Origin of the sequence: Bifidobacterium sp. UBA6881, from assembly GCA_002451435.1 — a bacterium.
In the GTDB taxonomy this organism is placed as follows: Bacteria; Actinomycetota; Actinomycetes; order Actinomycetales; family Bifidobacteriaceae; genus Bifidobacterium.
In genome coordinates, this window is sequence record DKCF01000050.1 from 1 (window position 1) to 16,719 (window position 16,719).

The 16,719-nt window shown below is 63.7% G+C and carries 12 protein-coding genes and 3 pseudogenes; 8 read left to right on the forward strand and 7 right to left on the reverse strand.

The genetic code is table 11. From position 1 onward, the window contains the following. Nucleotides 1-173: 173 nt before the first annotated feature. Nucleotides 174-1,037: a hypothetical protein gene (locus tag B3C64_RS04205; protein ID WP_291533950.1), complete on the reverse strand. Its 864-nt coding sequence runs from the start codon at nt 1,035-1,037 to the stop codon at nt 174-176. 77 nt (nt 1,038-1,114) lie between these two features. Here B3C64_RS04205 and nusA point away from each other — a divergent pair, with 77 nt between their 5' ends. The 6 genes and pseudogenes from nusA to ribF all read left to right on the forward strand — a co-directional run bounded on the left by nusA (nt 1,115) and on the right by ribF (nt 8,143). After that, complete coding sequence (nusA, locus tag B3C64_RS04210) at nt 1,115-2,167, forward strand: transcription termination factor NusA (protein WP_291533951.1); 1,053 nt, start codon at nt 1,115-1,117, stop codon at nt 2,165-2,167. Between the two features lie 212 nt (nt 2,168-2,379). Further along, nucleotides 2,380-2,721, forward strand: a pseudogene (locus B3C64_RS08750) (translation initiation factor IF-2 N-terminal domain-containing protein); the annotation flags it as partial. 111 nt (nt 2,722-2,832) lie between these two features. After that, nucleotides 2,833-5,223 (forward strand): annotated as a pseudogene (gene infB, locus B3C64_RS04215) (translation initiation factor IF-2); the annotation flags it as partial. Nucleotides 5,224-5,337: 114 nt separating this feature from the next. Next, a complete protein-coding gene (rbfA, locus tag B3C64_RS04220; protein ID WP_291533955.1) occupies nt 5,338-5,841 on the forward strand; it encodes a 30S ribosome-binding factor RbfA in 504 nt (167 codons plus the stop codon). Further along, nucleotides 5,825-6,895, forward strand: a complete 1,071-nt coding sequence (gene truB, locus B3C64_RS04225; RefSeq protein ID WP_291533957.1) for a tRNA pseudouridine(55) synthase TruB — start codon at nt 5,825-5,827, stop codon at nt 6,893-6,895. The genes rbfA and truB overlap by 17 nt, the downstream gene beginning before the upstream one ends. A 30-nt stretch (nt 6,896-6,925) precedes the next feature. Next, the gene (ribF, locus tag B3C64_RS04230) at nt 6,926-8,143 is read left to right on the forward strand and encodes a bifunctional riboflavin kinase/FMN adenylyltransferase (RefSeq protein ID WP_291534000.1); all 1,218 of its coding nucleotides are present in this window, start codon (nt 6,926-6,928) and stop codon (nt 8,141-8,143) included. A 9-nt stretch (nt 8,144-8,152) separates the two neighbouring features. Here ribF and radA read toward each other — a convergent pair whose 3' ends face one another. Next, the gene (gene radA / locus B3C64_RS04235; protein ID WP_291533959.1) at nt 8,153-9,571 is read right to left on the reverse strand and encodes a DNA repair protein RadA; all 1,419 of its coding nucleotides are present in this window, start codon (nt 9,569-9,571) and stop codon (nt 8,153-8,155) included. A 99-nt stretch (nt 9,572-9,670) separates the two neighbouring features. Here radA and B3C64_RS04240 point away from each other — a divergent pair, with 99 nt between their 5' ends. Both B3C64_RS04240 and B3C64_RS04245 read left to right on the forward strand, forming a co-directional pair. Next, complete coding sequence (locus B3C64_RS04240) at nt 9,671-10,306, forward strand: hypothetical protein (protein WP_291533961.1); 636 nt, start codon at nt 9,671-9,673, stop codon at nt 10,304-10,306. A 170-nt stretch (nt 10,307-10,476) separates the two neighbouring features. Then, a complete protein-coding gene (locus tag B3C64_RS04245; protein WP_004268639.1) occupies nt 10,477-10,566 on the forward strand; it encodes a 30S ribosomal protein bS22 in 90 nt (29 codons plus the stop codon). A gap of 86 nt (nt 10,567-10,652) precedes the next feature. On the opposite strand, the gene rpiA is transcribed toward B3C64_RS04245, so the two are convergent. The 5 genes and pseudogenes from rpiA to B3C64_RS04270 form a co-directional block, all read right to left on the reverse strand. Next, nucleotides 10,653-11,351, reverse strand: coding sequence for a ribose-5-phosphate isomerase RpiA (rpiA, locus tag B3C64_RS04250; RefSeq protein ID WP_291533963.1), 699 nt, complete (start codon nt 11,349-11,351; stop codon nt 10,653-10,655). A gap of 204 nt (nt 11,352-11,555) precedes the next feature. Then, nucleotides 11,556-12,872 carry an RNase H family protein gene (locus tag B3C64_RS04255; RefSeq protein WP_291533965.1) on the reverse strand — a complete coding sequence of 439 codons (1,317 nt, stop codon included), beginning with the start codon at nt 12,870-12,872 and terminating at the stop codon, nt 11,556-11,558. A gap of 110 nt (nt 12,873-12,982) precedes the next feature. Further along, entirely contained in the window at nt 12,983-14,338 is a 1,356-nt protein-coding gene (locus B3C64_RS04260) for a sensor histidine kinase (RefSeq protein ID WP_291533967.1), read from the reverse strand. Between the two features lie 4 nt (nt 14,339-14,342). After that, the gene (locus B3C64_RS04265; RefSeq protein ID WP_291533969.1) at nt 14,343-15,134 is read right to left on the reverse strand and encodes a LytR/AlgR family response regulator transcription factor; all 792 of its coding nucleotides are present in this window, start codon (nt 15,132-15,134) and stop codon (nt 14,343-14,345) included. Between the two features lie 492 nt (nt 15,135-15,626). Then, nucleotides 15,627-16,719 (reverse strand): annotated as a pseudogene (locus tag B3C64_RS04270) (phosphoglucomutase, alpha-D-glucose phosphate-specific); the annotation flags it as partial.

Below are 16,719 nucleotides of genomic sequence, written 5' to 3' on the forward strand. Positions count from 1 at the left end.
CGCTCGGACACTTATCCATTCATTGCCTGGAAACAAGCAACTTCGTTATTTTGCCACACTTTCGCGGATTCGCAAAATCGGATGATGATTGGCGAGTGTCATCGGGGTCATCGGCGTGTCTCGGCATCTCCGCCGAGCGGTGGCATGCGGTCGTTCGGACGGCATGCGGCGCGTTATTCGAACAGTGCGCCGTCGAACGTCGGATATCCCCAGGAAAACGCCGTTTCAACGCGGTCTGCGATTGCGCTGGAAAGCGTTTTCAATGATTGCGCGCGGGAATCCTTGGAGGCGGACTCGCCGGAATCCGAAGTGCTGGAGCTTTCGGAGACCGTGGTGATTTCCCCGCGCGCGCAATTGATTTCCACGATGGCGTCGGTCGGCGCGTTCAGGCCGGTGGCGGAATCCGTCATGGTCGACGGATTGGCGAGCAGGTCGGCGATTTCGTAGGCCTTGGCGCGACTGGTGTCGGATCCGGAGAACGATGCGAGACGTTGCGCGGCGGTTTTGTGCCGGTCGCTGATATCGAGCGTGGCATGGCCGATGGAACGTGCGGCGAACACCTCCATGATGAATCCGGCCTGGTCTTCGGCGTCGGCGAGCGAGGTCAGCGATCGCTTGTCGACGGCAAGCGAATCGACGCCATCGAAGCGGGCCAACGCCGGCGTCTCGACGGTTACGCCCATGGCGGAAGCCAAAGCGCGGGCCTCGACGCGGGCGCGGGCCGCGCGCAGGGTGCCGTCGGCGAACCGGGCCGGGCAGTACGCGGCGGTGTCGAGCCACTCCGAAGCCGCATGCGTCGCGGCGATGTACCGCATGATGATATGCCGGGATGGATCGGACGATGTCGCGTCGTCCTCCTTCGCCATGAAATAGGACTGTTCGCAGGGGCTTTGTTGCCGTTCCGCCTCGGCGCGTCCGGCGACGCGGGGTGTTGAGCAGCCGGCTGCGGACAGCAGCATGATGACGGCCGCAAGCGCGGTGCAGATACGTTTCGCCGGTAATGGAACGGTGGTAAAGGGTAAAGAACGTGTCTGCATGAATCATTAGACTAGTATTTGACTGTGACCATTGGGCCAAGCGCTCGGAATAACTTCATATAGGAGGTCTTGGAAGTATGGAACTGGACCTGGCAGGAATGCACCAGCTCGCAGCTGGGCAGGGAATTGACCCCGAGACGCTGGATGCCGCACTCTCGGAAGCTTTGCGACTGGCATATCTGAAAACCCCGCACGCGGCGAAGCACGCCCGCATCGAGCTGGATCCGCGCGCCGGAAGCTTTACCGTTTGGGCTCGGGACGAGGTTCCGGGCGAACCGACTGAGGAGGATCCGCATCCGGCACCGACTCTGGGTGAGGAATACGACGATACCCCGCATGATTTCGGCCGTCTGGCCGCCGCAACCGCGCGTCAGGTGATCAGCCAGCTGTTCCGCAAGGCCGAGGACGACAAGATTTTCGGCGCGTTCTCCGGACAGAAGGGCAAGCTGATCACCGGCATCGTCCAGCAGGACGTCAAGGACACCTCCAACGTGCATGTCGCCGTCGGCGACGTCGAAGCGCTGCTGCCGCGTCGTGAGCAGGTGCCGGGGGAGCGCTACCGCCACGGCGAGCGCATCCGCGTGTACGTGGTGAACGTCGCCCGTGGACTGAAGGGCCCCGAGATCGTCGTGTCCCGTTCCCACCCGGAACTGGTGCGCCGCCTGTTCGAGCGCGAGGTTCCGGAATTGGTGTCCGGCGCCGTGTCGATCATGGCCATCGCGCGTGAGGCCGGCGCCCGCACGAAGATCGCGGTGCGCGCCAACACCGAGGGCGTCAACCCGAAGGGCGCGCTCATCGGTCCCGGCGGCGCTCGCGTGCGTGCGGTGATGGAGAACCTCGGTCCGGAGAAGATCGACATCGTCGACTGGTCCTCCGATCCGGCGAAGTTCGTCGCCGCGGCGCTGTCTCCGGCGGTCGCCACCGGCGTGCAGGTGATCAGCGAGAAGAACCAGACCGCAATCGCCTTCATCCACGATGACCAGCTGTCGCTCGCCATCGGCAAGGAGGGCCAGAACGCACGTCTCGCCGCCAAGCTGACCGGTTGGAAGATCGGCATCGAATCCAGCGAGGCGCATGCCAAGAAGGTGGCCGCAGCCAAGGCGCAGGCCGCTGCGGAATCCGCCGAATAAACAGCACTTCGGCAAACTGCAAGCCCGTGGGTGTACAATCCACGGGCTTGAGTATGCTGGACTCGACAATCCAAAGCGCGGGGGCCATGCCGTCGTGCCCAGGGAAAAGACGAGGTATCACGAACATGGTTGCACGATGAGAAGGAACAAGCTCGCCGTGGATCAGTAGCGGTCGCGCCAGTATGCGCGCGGCCCGGGATAGGAGAAATTGAGTGCCGAAAGCACGCGTATATGAACTTGCCAAGGAACTTGGCGTTGACAGCAAAACCGTTTTGAACAAGCTTGAGTCGATGGGCGAATTCGTGAAGTCCGCATCGTCCACCGTCGAACCCCCGGTTGCCCGTAGATTGAAGAACGCCTTCGCGTCCAAGGGTCAGGGCAACGCATCCGAATCCAAGAAGCCGTCCGCTCCGAAGCCGGCGGCCCCGCGTCCCGCGGCTCCGAAGCCGGGGCACCATTCCGCATCCGGCCGCTCCGAGGCTCCGAAGCCGGGCCAGCGCAACCATTCCGGTGAGTCCCGCCATTCCGGCGAGTCCCGCCGCTCGGGTGAATCCCGCTATTCGGAATCCCGTCATACGAACGATTCACGCTATTCGGGCGAATCCCGTCGACAGCACGGCAACCGTTCCAACGGCAACGCTCCGCGTCCGGGGATGTCGGACCGTCGTTCAGGCGGCAAGGGAGCGCCCATGCCGGGCCCGCGTCCATCGCGCAACAACGGTGCCGCGCACAACAACAACGCTTCCCATAACAACGCCCCGCACAACGCTTCCGGCGCCAAGCCGCATACTCCGGGTCCGCGTCCGGGCAACAATCCGTTCAGCCGCAAGCAGGGCATGCATACCCCGACCCCGAGCGACATCCCGCGTCCGCACCCGATGGCGCGTCCGACCGTCAACAACAACGAGGGTCGCCGTGGCGGACGTCCAGGCGGCAACCGTGGCGGTTTCCGTGGTCGTCCGGGTCAGAACACCGGCGCGAAGCCGGGTCAGTGGGGCCAGCATCGTCCCGGTCAGGGCGGCGGCAGCCGTCCGGCAGGCGGCGGCAGCCGCTTCGGCGGTAACGGCGGCGGCTATCAGGGCGGCGGCAATGGTCCGTCCCGTGGCGGCGGTCGTGGACGCGGCGGCGCGGCGGGCGCGTTCGGACGTCAGGGCGGCAAGTCCTCGAAGGCGCGCAAGAACCGTCTGGCGAAGCGTCATGAATTCCAGGAGATGAAGGCTCCGGTCATCGGCGGCGTGCGCATTCCGACCGGCAACGGACAGACCGTCCGTCTGCGTCAGGGCGCGTCCCTCGCCGATCTGGCCGAGAAGATCAACGTCAACCCGGCCGCGCTGGTCACCGTGCTGTTCCACTTGGGCGAGATGGCCACGGCCACCCAGTCCCTGGACGAGGCCACGTTCCAGATCCTCGGCGAGGAAATCGGCTGGAACATCAAGATCGTGTCCGCCGAGGAGGAAGACAAGGAGCTGCTGCAGCAGTTCGACATCAACCTCGACGAGGAAGAGCTGCAGGAAGACGAAGACCTGAAGCCACGTCCGCCGGTCGTCACCGTCATGGGCCACGTCGATCACGGTAAGACCCGACTGCTCGACACCATCCGCCGCACCAACGTCATCGCACGCGAGGCCGGTGGCATCACCCAGCGCATCGGCGCATACCAGGTGACCGTCGACCTTGAGGGCGAACACCGCAAGATCACGTTCCTCGATACCCCGGGCCACGAAGCCTTCACCGCCATGCGTGCCCGTGGTGCGGAACTCACCGACGTCGCGATCCTCGTGGTCGCGGCCGACGATGGTGTGATGCCGCAGACCGTCGAGGCCATCAACCACGCCCAGGCAGCCCATGTGCCGATCGTGGTCGCCGTGAACAAGATCGATAAGCCGGGCGCCAATCCGGAGAAGGTCCGCGGGCAGCTCACCGAATACGGTCTGGTGCCGGAGGAATACGGCGGCAACACCATGTTCGTCGACATCTCCGCCAAGCAGGGCACGAACGTCGACAAGCTGCTTGAAGCCGTGCTGCTGACCGCCGACGCCGAGCTCGACCTGCGCGCCAACCCGGATATGGACGCCCGTGGCGCCACCGTGGAAGCCCGACTCGACAAGGGCCGTGGCGCCGTGGCGACGGTGCTCGTCCAGCAGGGAACCCTGCACATCGGCGACGCCATCGTGGCGGGTACGTCCTACGGCCGCGTCCGTGCGATGCTCGACGAGAACGGCAACCACATGAAGGAAGCCGGTCCGTCCACTCCGGTCCAGGTGCTTGGTCTGACCTCCGTGCCGACCGCGGGCGACCTCTTCCTCGTGGCCTCCGACGACCGCACCGCACGCCAGATCGCCGAAAAGCGTCAGGCCACCGAACGTGCGGCCCAGCTGGCAAAGCGCCGCAAGGTCGTCTCTCTGGAAAGCCTCAAGGAGCAGTTCGCCAAGTCCGAGGTCGATATGCTCAACATCGTCATCAAGGGCGATTCCTCCGGTTCCGTCGAGGCGCTGGAAGATTCCTTGATGAAGATCGAGGTGTCCGACGAGGTCGGCATCCAGGTGATCCACCGCGGCGTCGGCGCCATCACCCAGAACGATGTCAACCTGGCCACCGTCGACAAGGCGGTCATCATCGGCTTCAACGTGCGTCCGAACCGTCAGGTGGCGGACCTCGCCGAGCGCGAAGGCGTGGAGATCAAGTACTACTCGATCATCTACAAGGCCATCGAAGACATCGAGGCGTCCCTCAAGGGCATGCTCAAGCCGGAATACGAAGAGGTCGTCACCTCCCACTCCGAAATCCGCGAGATCTTCCGTTCCTCCAAGTTCGGCAACATCGCCGGCGTCATGGTGCAGGACGGCGAGGTCAAGCGCGGTACGAAGTGCCGTATTCTGCGCAACGGCGTCGCCACCGTCAACGACCTCGAGATCTCCTCGCTGCGTCGTTTCAAGGACGACGTGCAGTCCGTCAAGGAAGGCTATGAGGCCGGTATCAACCTCGGCACCTTCAACGACATCGAGGTCGGCGATATCATCGAGACCTTCGAGATGCGTCAGATCGAACGCAAGTAGCCGGTATCCGGTTATCGACCGATGAAGATGAGGAACGCCCACAGCCGATGCTCGGTTGCGGGCGTTCCCTAATAAAACAACGAAACCTACCGAAACGTATCGTAAGGGAAAACAATGGCAGGAACCAATCCCCGCGCCGCCCGCATCGCGGCGCTGATCCAGCGCGTGATCGCCTCGTCCATGGAGGCGCAGCTGCATGACAAGCGTCTCATGAACGTGACCATCACCGAGGTGCGCGTCACCAACGACCTGCAGATCGCCAAGGTCTACTGGACCCAGCTCGGGCGCGAGGGCCACGAGCAGGGCGAGCGCCGCCGCGCCCAGCAGGCACTGAACCAGGCGAAGGGCCGTCTGCGCTCCCTGGTGGGCAGCAAGGCCGGTCTGCGCCTGACGCCGCAGCTGGAATTCATCTTCGACGAGGTGCCCGGCGAGGCCCACGAGATCGAAGACATCCTCGCCGTCGCGCGCAAACGCGACGAGGAACTCGCCAAGGCGCGCGAAACCGCCCAGTATGCCGGCGAGGCGGATCCGTACAAGCATCCGGAGGAGAACAAGGACGACGATTTCGACGATGACGACGTCGAGGTCGAAGATTGGGACGATGACGAAGAAGCCTGACATCTCCGGACTGCTGGTCATCGACAAGCCGAAGGGCGTCACCAGCCATGACGTGGTCGCCGCCGTGCGCGGCGCGCTGCACATGAAGCGCGTCGGACATGCCGGCACGCTCGATCCGATGGCCACCGGCGTGCTGGTGGTCGGTTTCGGCAACGCCACACGGCTGTTGAGCTACATCGTCGACCACGATAAGACCTATCGCGCGACGATTCGCCTCGGGCAGCGCACCACCACGGACGACGCCGACGGCGAGCTGCTGCCGTCGGAGACGCTTCCGGACGCCTTCCCGTCACGGCGAACGGTGGAGCAGACGATCGCGCGACGATTCACCGGCCGCATCGAGCAGGTGCCGAACGCGTACTCCGCCATCAAGGTCCATGGCCAGCGCGCCTATGATCTGGCACGTGAGGGCAAGGCCGTCGAACTCAAGGCCAGACCCGTCACCATCGAAGAATTCAGCGTCTCCGAGGTCCGTTACGGGTACGCCTCCGCACGCATCGCGGGCGGAGAACTTGTCGGCTCCGTTTCCGTGAACCCCGACGAAGAATGGACCGTCGACGGTCTGACAGACGGTACGGAAGACCTGCGTCCCGTCATGGAACTCGATGTGACGGTGACCTGTTCCGCGGGCACCTATATCCGCGCGTTGGGCCGCGATTTGGGTGAGGCGCTCGGGCTCGGCGGCCATCTGACCATGCTGCGGCGCGTCCGCGTCGGACGATTCGACGTGAACATGCCGAACGTGATGACCGCCCATACGGAATCGAAAACATTCACCAACCGTGATGGCGTGGAGATGACGCGCAACCGTGCCGTGCTGGATGACGCGGAGCACGCGGCCGACCATGCGCTCGACCTGGTGTCCAGCGCGGCCGCGTCCATGCCCATGCTGCCGGTCGACGCGCAGGAGGCCGTCGATCTGCGCTACGGCCGTAGGATCGCCCACGACATCCACGAGACCACCGCGGCGTACGTGCCCGGCACGAACGATCTGGTGGCCATCATCGAACGCGCGAAACAAGGCGAAGCCAAACCCGTTGCGGTATTCGGCTGAAACGAATCGAACAAGCGGAAGAAGGACATGATGAAGACGATCACGCTCACCCCCGATGCCAATGGCATGGTGGATTGGCCGACATTGAGCAACGACAAGAAATCCGTGGTGACCATCGGCGCGTTCGATGGCATGCACCAAGGGCATCAGGCGGTGATCCGCCGTGTCGTCGAACTCGCCGGCAAGGAACAGTCGTTCTCCGTGGTGGTGCTGTTCGATCCACGTCCCGCATTGGTGCACGGCTATGCGGCCGGCCATGATGGGCAGGAGCCGCCCGCCGGCATGGCCGACACGCAGGCGCTGACCAGTGTGGACGAGCGTCTGCGCGCCATCAGCGCGCTGGACGTCGATTACACGCTTATCGTGCGGTACACGCTTGCGTTCGCGGCGAAGTCGTATCGTTTCTTCCTCGGCCAGATGGTCGGCAAGCTCGGCATGCGCACATTGGTGCTCGGCTCCGACGCGGCCATGGGCGCCAAGCGGGAAGGCGATGTGAGGGCCATCCGGAATCTGGCGCTCGCCACCGGCGTGTTCCAGCTCGACGTGGTGGACGACCTCGGCCCCGGCGAGACCCGCGTGCCCATGAACGCGAAACCGGCCATGCCCACCGAATACGGCGAGCCGAAGGATCCGCTCGAAGGCGCCACCAAGGCCGAGCGCCGCGCCTGGAGCAAGAAGCACCAGGCCAAGGCCGTGCGCGTGTGGAGCTCCACGAACGTGCGCTATCTGCTGGGACAGGGGCGCATCAAGGACGCCGACGCCATCCTCGGCCATGCGCATGCGGTGGAAGGCACCGTGGTGCACGGCGAGGAACGCGGCCGCACCATCGGCTTCCCGACCGCGAACCTCAGTGAAAACGTCCAAGGCTATCTTCCGGTGGACGGCGTGTACGCCGGCTGGATCATCGATTTGGGCGAACGGTCCGTGGATGCCGGGCCTCATGCGGACGGCGTCTCCCGGGAATACGATTCGTCATCCATCGACGCGCGGACCGCGGAACATTCCCCATACCGCTGGCCCGCCGCGATCTCCATCGGCACCAAGCCCACGTTCAACGAGGCCACCGGCCTGCACGAGCGGGTCGTCGAAGCCTACGCGGTCACCGATGACTGGCTCGACCTGTATGGCCATGCCGTGCGGGTGGAATTCGCGGGATTCCTGCGTCCTCAGGTCAAATTCGGTTCGGCCGACGAGCTGGTCGCGGAGTTGAAGCGCAACGTCGAGGAGACGAAGACGCTCACCGCGTGAGCCGAACCATCAACGCAGCAATGCCGCCAGCGCGTCCTGCAACGTGTCCGTCTGCACGACGGCAAGCCCCGGAACGGGAACGTTCCTGCGCAGCGTCGGCACGACGGCGGTGGTGAACCCCAGTCGCGCCGCCTCGCGAAGTCGATATTCCAGACGCGGCACGGGCCGGACCTGCCCCGTCAGGGAGATTTCGCCGATGGCGCATGTCGTGCGCGCGATGGGCTTCGATTTCGCGGCGCTCGCCAGCGCCGCCACAATCGCCAGATCGCAGCCGGGCTCGCGCGCCTGGCCTCCGGCGATCGTGGAGATGTACAGGTCGTTCGACAGCAGATTGATGCCGCCATGTCGGTACAGCACCGCCACCAGCATGGCGATGCGATTCGAATCGACGCCGTTCGCGGCCCGTCGCGGTGTCGGCAGCACGGATTTGGTGACCAACGACTGCACTTCGATGGGGAGGCTGCGATGACCGTCCAGCGTGAACGTCACGCAGGTTCCGTCCACGGGGGTGGCGTTGGCCGCGCCTGTGGAAAGGAACAATCCCGAAGGGTCCGTCACTTCTTCGATGCCTTCGCCGCTCATGTCGAAGCATCCCACCTCATCGGTCGGTCCGAAGCGGTTCTTCACCGCGCGCAGCATGCGCAGCGCGGTTTCGGCGTCGCCTTCGAACTGGCAGACCACATCCACGAGATGCTCCAACGTGCGCGGACCCGCAATGGAACCGTCCTTCGTCACATGGCCGACAAGCAGCACCGGAATATCCAGCGTCTTGGCGGTGTCGATCAGCGCGCTCGCGACCTCACGCACCTGCGTCGAGCCGCCGGAGATGCCATCCACGTCCTGGGAGACGATGGTCTGCGCCGAATCGACGATGGCCAGCGACGGCGTGAACCGTTCGATCAGGCCGAGGGCCGTGGCGAGGTCCGTGGTCGCGGCCAGAAGAAGATTCGGTTCGATGGCGCCGATGCGGGCGGCGCGCATGCGCACCTGCGCCTGCGACTCCTCCCCGGAGATGTACAGCACGGTGTTCCTTTCGGCATGTGCCGCGCATAGTCTCGCGACGTTGCCCGCGGTCTCCAGCAGCAGTGTCGATTTGCCGATGCCGGGTTCGCCGGCGACCAGCGTCACCGATCCGGGCACGATGCCGCCGCCCAGCACACGGTCGAACTCCGTGAATCCCGTGCTGACGCGGACGGCGCTTTCATCGCCGCCCACCTCGGTGATCGGCTTGGCCACCGAATCCGATACCGTATGCGATTGCGTGCGGGACGTGCGTCCCGGCGCCGCGGTGCGCGACGAAGCAGCCGGACGCGCCTCGTGGAATTCCTCGATGGTGCCCCATTGTCCGCATTCGGGGCAGCGTCCGAGCCATTTCGGCCCGCTCCAGCCGCATTCGGAACATAGAAAATGTGAGGACGTCTTCGCCATACAGCCGACGATACGGGTGTTTTGGGACAAACCACGTCCGTGGAATGCGGCCGGACGCGGTTATCGGAGCCGTCGGACGCGTCTCATGGATGTGAAACAATGACAAACATGTCTGATACGCAAAATTCCTCTTCTCATGGCAAACTCGTCGTGGCCGTCGTGGCCGCGGCTTTGGTGATTGTGCTCGCGTTGGTGTCCGCGTTCATTTGGCCCGGCTGGGCGCTGAACAAGGATTCCGCTTCGCAGCAGACCGCGCAGGGGACTTCGCAGGGCGCTTCGAAGACCACCGAATCGTCCAAGCCGACCATCAATGCCACGCCATTGCCTGACGACGCGAGCGAATTGCTGAAGGCCATGCCGGATTCCGTGCTGAATTTCGCGCGTACGAAGGCCAGCGCATCCGCGTCGTGGTCCGCCGCGTCGCCGGTGGAGGAGTACACGCTTACGTATTCCACGGGCAAAAGCGATCAGGACGTCACCCTGGTGGTCGCCCAGTGGTCGGAAAAGGACGATGCGAAGGACCAGTATGACTCGCTTACCGGCGACATGTCGGGCAAGGAGCTGGGCAGCGGCAACGTGAAGGTCTCCGGCACCGCCACCGGCGCGTACACCGTCAAAACCGACTCGGATGACGAGAACAAGGCGATCGCCGTCTGGCAGAACGACACCGTGGTGTTCCAGGCGACCGGGGCCAAGGAATCCGTGCAGCGTTTCTACCAGCAGTTCCCGCTGTGAGGACCGACGGCGGATTGCTGAGGCATCCGTGGAAAACATCCGCGGAAAGCGGGATGAGAATGCGGTATTTCCACCATATGAGTATGGTCGGGTGCGTTCGTCCCCGAAACGGTGTAGTATTGGGCAAGTTGCAAACTTTTACCCTTTGAATTCAAGGAACGGAGGCTGAGATGGGCTCGGTCATCAAGAAGCGCCGCAAGCGCATGAGCAAGAAGAAGCACCGCAAACTGCTTCGTAAGACTCGCCACCAGCGCAAGTAGTCTTCAGACGCGGTTGAAGCGTCAACTAAACAAAATCCCGCATTCCTTTCGGAACGCGGGATTTTTGCTATCGGAATCGATGGAAGTCACTTGTTGGAGTTCGTCATGACGCGCGGTCCGTTCGGATCGCCGACGATCACCTGGTCGACCATGTGCAGGAAGAGGCCGTGCTCCACCACGCCGACCGTGGTGATCAGGTCCTGCGCCAGATCTTCGGGATGGTCGATGCGTTCGAGATGCAGATCCACGATGTAGTTGTTCTCGTCGGTGCGCACCGGCTTGCCCTCCGCATCGAGACGCAGCGTCGGCTTGTATCCCCGGGCTTCGAACTTCTGGATGACGTGGCCGGAGCCGAACGGAATGACCTCCACCGGAAGCGGGAACCTGCCGATGGTGTCGACGACCTTGGATTCGTCCACGATCCACACGATCTTGTCGGAGTTGGTCGCCACGATCTTCTCCCACAGCAGGGCCGCGCCGCCGCCCTTGATGCCGTTGAAGTTCTTGTCCACCTCGTCGGCGCCGTCGATGGTCACGTCGATATGGTCGACATCGTCGATGTTCACGATTTTGATGCCATAGCTTTCGGCCTGCTCCTGCGTGCGGCGGGATGTGGTGACGCCGGTGAACCGGAGTCCTTCCTCCTGCGTGCGGCGTCCGAGCTCATCGACCAGGAAACGCACCGTCGAGCCGGTGCCCAGTCCGGCGACCATACCGTTGTGAATGATGCGCGCTGCCTCGACGCCCGCGGCCTTCTTCAAAGCATCCTGCTGTGCCTTATCCATAATCCTCCTTTGATATGGGATGAAGCCTTACTTCCATGGTATCGGATATGTCGAATTTTCGGACAATTTTCACCAAAAAAGTTGCAGAATTGAACATTCGGTTACATAAGGCGATTGGGGATCGATGGATATCAATCCCCAATGTGTTTCACGATATGTTTCACGGATTGGTGGCGTGGGCGTCTCCGCTTTGGATTGGCTGGGTCAGCTGTGTTTGACGGCGAACGGCGCCTCGTCCAAGACCAGGGTGCCGTCTCCCAGCACGTATCCCTCCACGGCGATGTAACCGCGGATAAGCCGCGGCTTGCCGTCGAACGTCGGACTTGAATCCGGCGGCGGGGAGAAACGGACCATGCCCGACACCGACAGGCCCGAAGGACTGGGGCGGTGGGGGAGTTTGGGAAGATCGGCCAGCTGCGCCCTGGCCTCGGCCGATGGCATGTTCGAATTCGTGGACGTATTGCCCGTCGTGACGCCGCTGCCGGACACGCTGCCCGTCGCGGAATGATCGGTCGTGGATTCATCGTCCGCCGTGGCGTCGCCGTCCATTGCGGTGCCGCCGGATGCGCCCGCATCCGTGGTCGGGTCGTTCGCAGTCGCGTCGGCGGATACGGGAGCGGTGCTGCCGGAACCGCCGACATGCGCCGTTTCCGTGGGCTGTTGCTTGCCGGCATTGCCGATGGACTCAGTGGACTCCTTGCCCGCGTTTCCGCCATTGTCGGCATCGTCGCGCGACGACGATTCTCCGGAGTCCTCGGAAGCGTCGTCGCGGGGGAAGTAGTCGTGTTTGATCAGCATCTTCGCGTAGGATTCGTGCGGCGCATGCGTCGCGATCACCGTGGTCCGGTCATCGTCCTGCGTCTCGACGGCCATGGTCCGTTGTTCGTCCTGCGAAGCGGAAGCGCCTTGGCCGCGGCCCATATGGTATTCGGCCGGCGTGATGGCGCCGTCGAGCAGCATGCGCGCGTCCTCGGGTACGTCGGTGCCACGTGAGTATTCGGAAGCCAGCAGTGACTTCCATCCTTCGAGCGGCAGATACCCCTCACAGACCTTCGAACGGCAGTTTCCGGCATAGGTGCGGGCCAGGTCGTCCACCTTTTCGTTGCCGGCATTGCCCGCATGACCCTTGACCCAGACGAATTTCACCGGTCCGGGGCGTTTCGCGATCTCCTCATCGATGGCGCGGATCACATCGGCGTTCTTCACCGGCTTCTTCTGCGAATTCCTCCAGCCGTTTCTCTTCCAGCCCTTCACCCACGTGGTCGAGCAGTTGATCGCGTATTGGGAATCCGTTTCGATGGTCAACGGCTCCGAACCGGGGTGCGCGCGCAGCGCCTCCAGCACGGCGCACAGCTCGCCGATCTGGTTGGTGCCGTTCGTGGCTCCGCCCGCGTCGCAGTCCCCATCATGTTCATGCCCTGGTTTTCCGCCTGCCGCCGGCTCGTGGTCGGCCCAGGCCCAGCCCATCGGGCCGTTCGGATTGCCCAGCGCGGAGCCGTCTGTAGAAACCGTAATCGTCATGCTTTCTACCCTACGAAAGCCGTGCGACGCTGAATCGGCGCGCGGACGGTATCGTGAACGGGCACGGAGACCGATGGTCGCCGGGTGACGGGCTTGGCTGCGGTGGCCCGTCAATCGGGCAGGCACAACATGACCGAGGCGCGGAACGTATCGCCGTCGTAATCGAATGCGGCAGTGCCATGATGGCGTTCGGCGGTCTCCCGTATGGTCGCGGTGCCCAGTCCGTTGCCGCTGTGCTTGGTGGAGGCGAACGCGTCGTCCACCTGTGTGACGGAGGAATCGTAGGAATTGTCGACCACGATGAACAGCGATGCCGGAGGACCGTCGTGGTACCGTATGCGCGCCTTGAGCGAACGTGGTCCCTCCTGCTGTCTGGAGATCGCCTCGCAGGCGTTCTCCAGCAGATTGCCGACCAGCGAACACAGTTCCGCGTTGTTGATCGCGATGTATTGCGGAACGGAGGCCTTGACGTCCACGTCGGCGCCTTTGTGTCGGATCCAATCGCAGTAATAGACCAGCACCGCGTTCAGCGCGGCATGGTCGCAGTACTGCATCGGCGCCGGGTCGAGCAGTGGATGCTCCGCCATCTGCCCAAGATAATCGCGTATGCCGTCCATGTCGTCGGCCGCGGCCAACGCCTGCAATGTCTGGATATGATGCCGCACGTTGTGCTTGATGGCCCGCGCCTCGTGGATGCGTTCGTTCATATGCTGCAACTGCAGGGTCTGCACATCCGCGTAATGCTCTTTGCGGCTGGCGAGCAGCAGCCGCTCGGACTGCCGGATCATATACCAGATGAGGGCGTATGCCAACGCCATGAAACAGGAATAGGCGATGTCGATCGTGAAGGCGATGCCGAGCATGCGGTTCATCAGCAGCGTATCGTTGTCGACGGGCAGGCACCATACGGCTATCGCGGCGGAAATGAACGGAAACAGCCAGATGAAGTTCCAGAATCTCCCATCGACCGCCGGTGAACCGAACGTTTTCGGTATCGAGACATGCAGCGGATGCCATAGCGAAACCGGTACGATGATGTCCATCAGCAGCAACGCGGTCCAACCCGGCCAGCCCACCCGCTGGTCGGTGGAACGCGCGCCGAGCGCGGCGACGTCGGTGAGCAGCGCCAGATAGTACACGGCCGCGACGATGTACGCGGCGGTAGAGACGACGATCAGCACCTGCGGCAGCGGAAGGTCGCTGATTCTGCCCAATATGGCGGCGATGATGACGGCGGTCGGCAGCACCGTCCACGTCGATGCCAGGCCGGTGCAATGGCAGAAGACGCCGCACGACACGAACCAGACCAGGCCCACGGCGGCCAGCAGCGCGCTTTTGCGGTGGGGATTCGGCATATGGTCCCAGGCCATGATCAGGCACAGCAGCAGCCCCATCAAGGCGTTGATCTGCTCCGCGATGGCGAAGAACAGATCCGATGGATGGGTGGACGCGATGAATTCGATCATCGGACTATTCCATTCTCATTCTGGTGAAGGTGTATTCCGCGTATTTGCGGCATGTCGTGGTCACCGCGGTTTTCGTGATCGGAACGCGTTTGCCGCCCTTCATCACGAATTCCGCGTTGTTGATGCCGGCGACGTAGTCGAAATTGACGAGCACGCCGCGTGCGGTGCGGTAGAAGTTGTCGAATACGGTGAGCCGTCGCTCCACGTCGGAGAAATTGGTGCGGATCTTCGTGCGGGTGCCGTCGGCGAAGGTGAATTCCACATAGTGCGCGCTGGACAGCGCGTATGCGATGAGCCGCCTGTCCATGGTGGTCGCGGGGTTGCCGAAGGCCACCTGCCAGGCGGCGTCCGCCGCCCGCTTCGTGCCCGGCCGGTCCAGATGGGTTGCCGGAGCCCTGCCGTCGAGTTGCGCCGCAACGCGGTCCATGGTCGCGTCGAACGCCTTGCGGCTGATCGGTTTGAGCAGATAGCCGCTTGCCTGCACCTCATACCCCAGCACCGCGAAATCGGCGCTTGAGGTGATGAACACGATGGGGCAGTCGTCGTGCTGCCGGCGAAGCAGACGCGCGATGTCGAGTCCGGTGGCCGCGTGCGTCGCCTGTTCGTCATCCGTCAGATAGCAGTCGAGCAGCAGCAAATCGTAGCGGGCGGTTTTCCAGCTTTCGATGAAGGATTCGGCGTCGGCGAAGGTCACGCATTCCACACCGAGCCCGAGCCTTGAACGGAAATGATCCGCGCACATGGCGGCTATGAGCTGGCGCTCCACGGCGTGGTCCTCGACGATGGCGACACGCATGTTCCCTCCTTCGACAGGGCGTTGTGCCGATTGGCATGGATGCCGTCGTGACGGTTACCATTCAGCGTAATCGCGTGGGCGTCATGCGACGGGGCACATGACGGTGTTTCATGCCATGGAACCGTGTTTCGTGCCACGCGCGGAGACTGGCGCCTGCGGATGCGCGTTCGCTCTGATGCATGGATGCGTGACTGCCCCGTTGCGTGGACGCGCGGCATCATCCGCGCCCGCATGCCACGTCGCGTTCGGTGCGGAGCCATCGAACGGCACGGCGCCGATGCGGGGCGCCGTCGTTGCATCTGGACTTATGACGCGGCGGTGCGTCGGCAAGGCCGCGGCTATGGGAAAGGCCCGTTCCGGATGGGCGCGAACCATGTTCTCCGCCATGTGGTTTGCCCCACGCGGAAAACGGTTCGGGCATCGGAACGGGCCTTGGGCGCGCCCGCCTTGCGGCTCGGCGCGTCGGAATCGGATTGAATGTCGCTTGCCGGCTTATTCGGCCAGCGCCTTGTCCACGACCTCGGAAGCCTCGGTGAGCACCTTGTCGAGCGCCTCGGGGGAGTCGAAGGACTCGGCGTACACCTTGTAGATGTTCTCGGTGCCGGACGGACGCGCCGCGAACCAGTTGTTCTTGGTGGTGACCTTCAGGCCGCCGATCTTCGCGTGGTTGCCCGGGGCTTCGGTGAGCTTCGCGGTGATGTCCTCGCCGGCCAGCTTGGTGGCGGTGACGTCGTCGCCGGTGAGCTTCGCGAACTTCTGCTTCTGCTCCAGCGTGGTCGGGGTGTCGATGCGCTTGTACCAGCTCTCACCGAAGCGCGCCACCTGTTCCTGGTGCAGCTGCGCCGGGTTCTTGCCGGTCTTGGCGGTGATCTCCGCGGCCAGCAGGTCGGGGATCAGACCGTCCTTGTCGGTGGTCCACACGCGGCCGTCCTTGCGCAGGAAGGACATGCCGGAGCTTTCCTCGCCGCCGAAGGCCACCTCGCCCTTGAACAGCGGGTCGACGAACCACTTGAAGCCGACCGGGACCTCGACGAGCTTCGCGTCGATGGACGCGGCCACGCGGTCGATCAGCGAGGAGGAGACCAGCGTCTTGCCGATGCCTGCGTGCTCCGGCCAGTCAGGACGGTTGCCGCCGAACAGGTATTCGACGCACACGGCGATATAGTGGTTCGGGTTCATCACGCCCCAGTTCGGGCAGACGATGCCGTGGCGGTCGGCATCGGGATCGGTGCCGCCGACCAGGTCGTACTTGTCCCATGCGCCGTTGTTGAGGGAGTCGACCAGGCCCTTCATCGCATACGGCGAGCTCGGGTCCATACGGATCTTGCCGTCGTGGTCGATGGTCATGAAGCTCCAGGTCGGATCGACCTGCGGGCGCACGACATCGATGGTCAGATCGTACTTCTCGTTCATCAGCGGCCAGTAGTTCACGGACGCGCCGCCGAGCGGATCGATGCCCAGGCGCACGCCGGAGGAGCGGATCGCGTCGAAGTCGATGACGCTCTCCAGGTCGGAGACGTAGTGCTCGCGATAGTCGAAACGCTCGACCAGATCGGATTTGACGGCCTGCTCGAACGGCACGCGC

Excerpts from the sequence above, each read along its gene's own strand:
- B3C64_RS04205 (WP_291533950.1), bottom strand. The coding sequence starts at position 1,037 with ATGCAGACACGTTCTTTACCCTTTACCACCGTTCCATTACCGGCGAAA.
- nusA (WP_291533951.1), top strand. The coding sequence starts at position 1,115 with ATGGAACTGGACCTGGCAGGAATGCACCAGCTCGCAGCTGGGCAGGGA.
- rbfA (WP_291533955.1), top strand. The coding sequence starts at position 5,338 with ATGGCAGGAACCAATCCCCGCGCCGCCCGCATCGCGGCGCTGATCCAG.
- truB (WP_291533957.1), top strand. The coding sequence starts at position 5,825 with ATGACGAAGAAGCCTGACATCTCCGGACTGCTGGTCATCGACAAGCCG.
- ribF (WP_291534000.1), top strand. The coding sequence starts at position 6,926 with ATGAAGACGATCACGCTCACCCCCGATGCCAATGGCATGGTGGATTGG.
- radA (WP_291533959.1), bottom strand. The coding sequence starts at position 9,571 with ATGGCGAAGACGTCCTCACATTTTCTATGTTCCGAATGCGGCTGGAGC.
- B3C64_RS04240 (WP_291533961.1), top strand. The coding sequence starts at position 9,671 with ATGACAAACATGTCTGATACGCAAAATTCCTCTTCTCATGGCAAACTC.
- B3C64_RS04245 (WP_004268639.1), top strand. The coding sequence starts at position 10,477 with ATGGGCTCGGTCATCAAGAAGCGCCGCAAGCGCATGAGCAAGAAGAAG.
- rpiA (WP_291533963.1), bottom strand. The coding sequence starts at position 11,351 with ATGGATAAGGCACAGCAGGATGCTTTGAAGAAGGCCGCGGGCGTCGAG.
- B3C64_RS04255 (WP_291533965.1), bottom strand. The coding sequence starts at position 12,872 with ATGACGATTACGGTTTCTACAGACGGCTCCGCGCTGGGCAATCCGAAC.
- B3C64_RS04260 (WP_291533967.1), bottom strand. The coding sequence starts at position 14,338 with ATGATCGAATTCATCGCGTCCACCCATCCATCGGATCTGTTCTTCGCC.
- B3C64_RS04265 (WP_291533969.1), bottom strand. The coding sequence starts at position 15,134 with ATGCGTGTCGCCATCGTCGAGGACCACGCCGTGGAGCGCCAGCTCATA.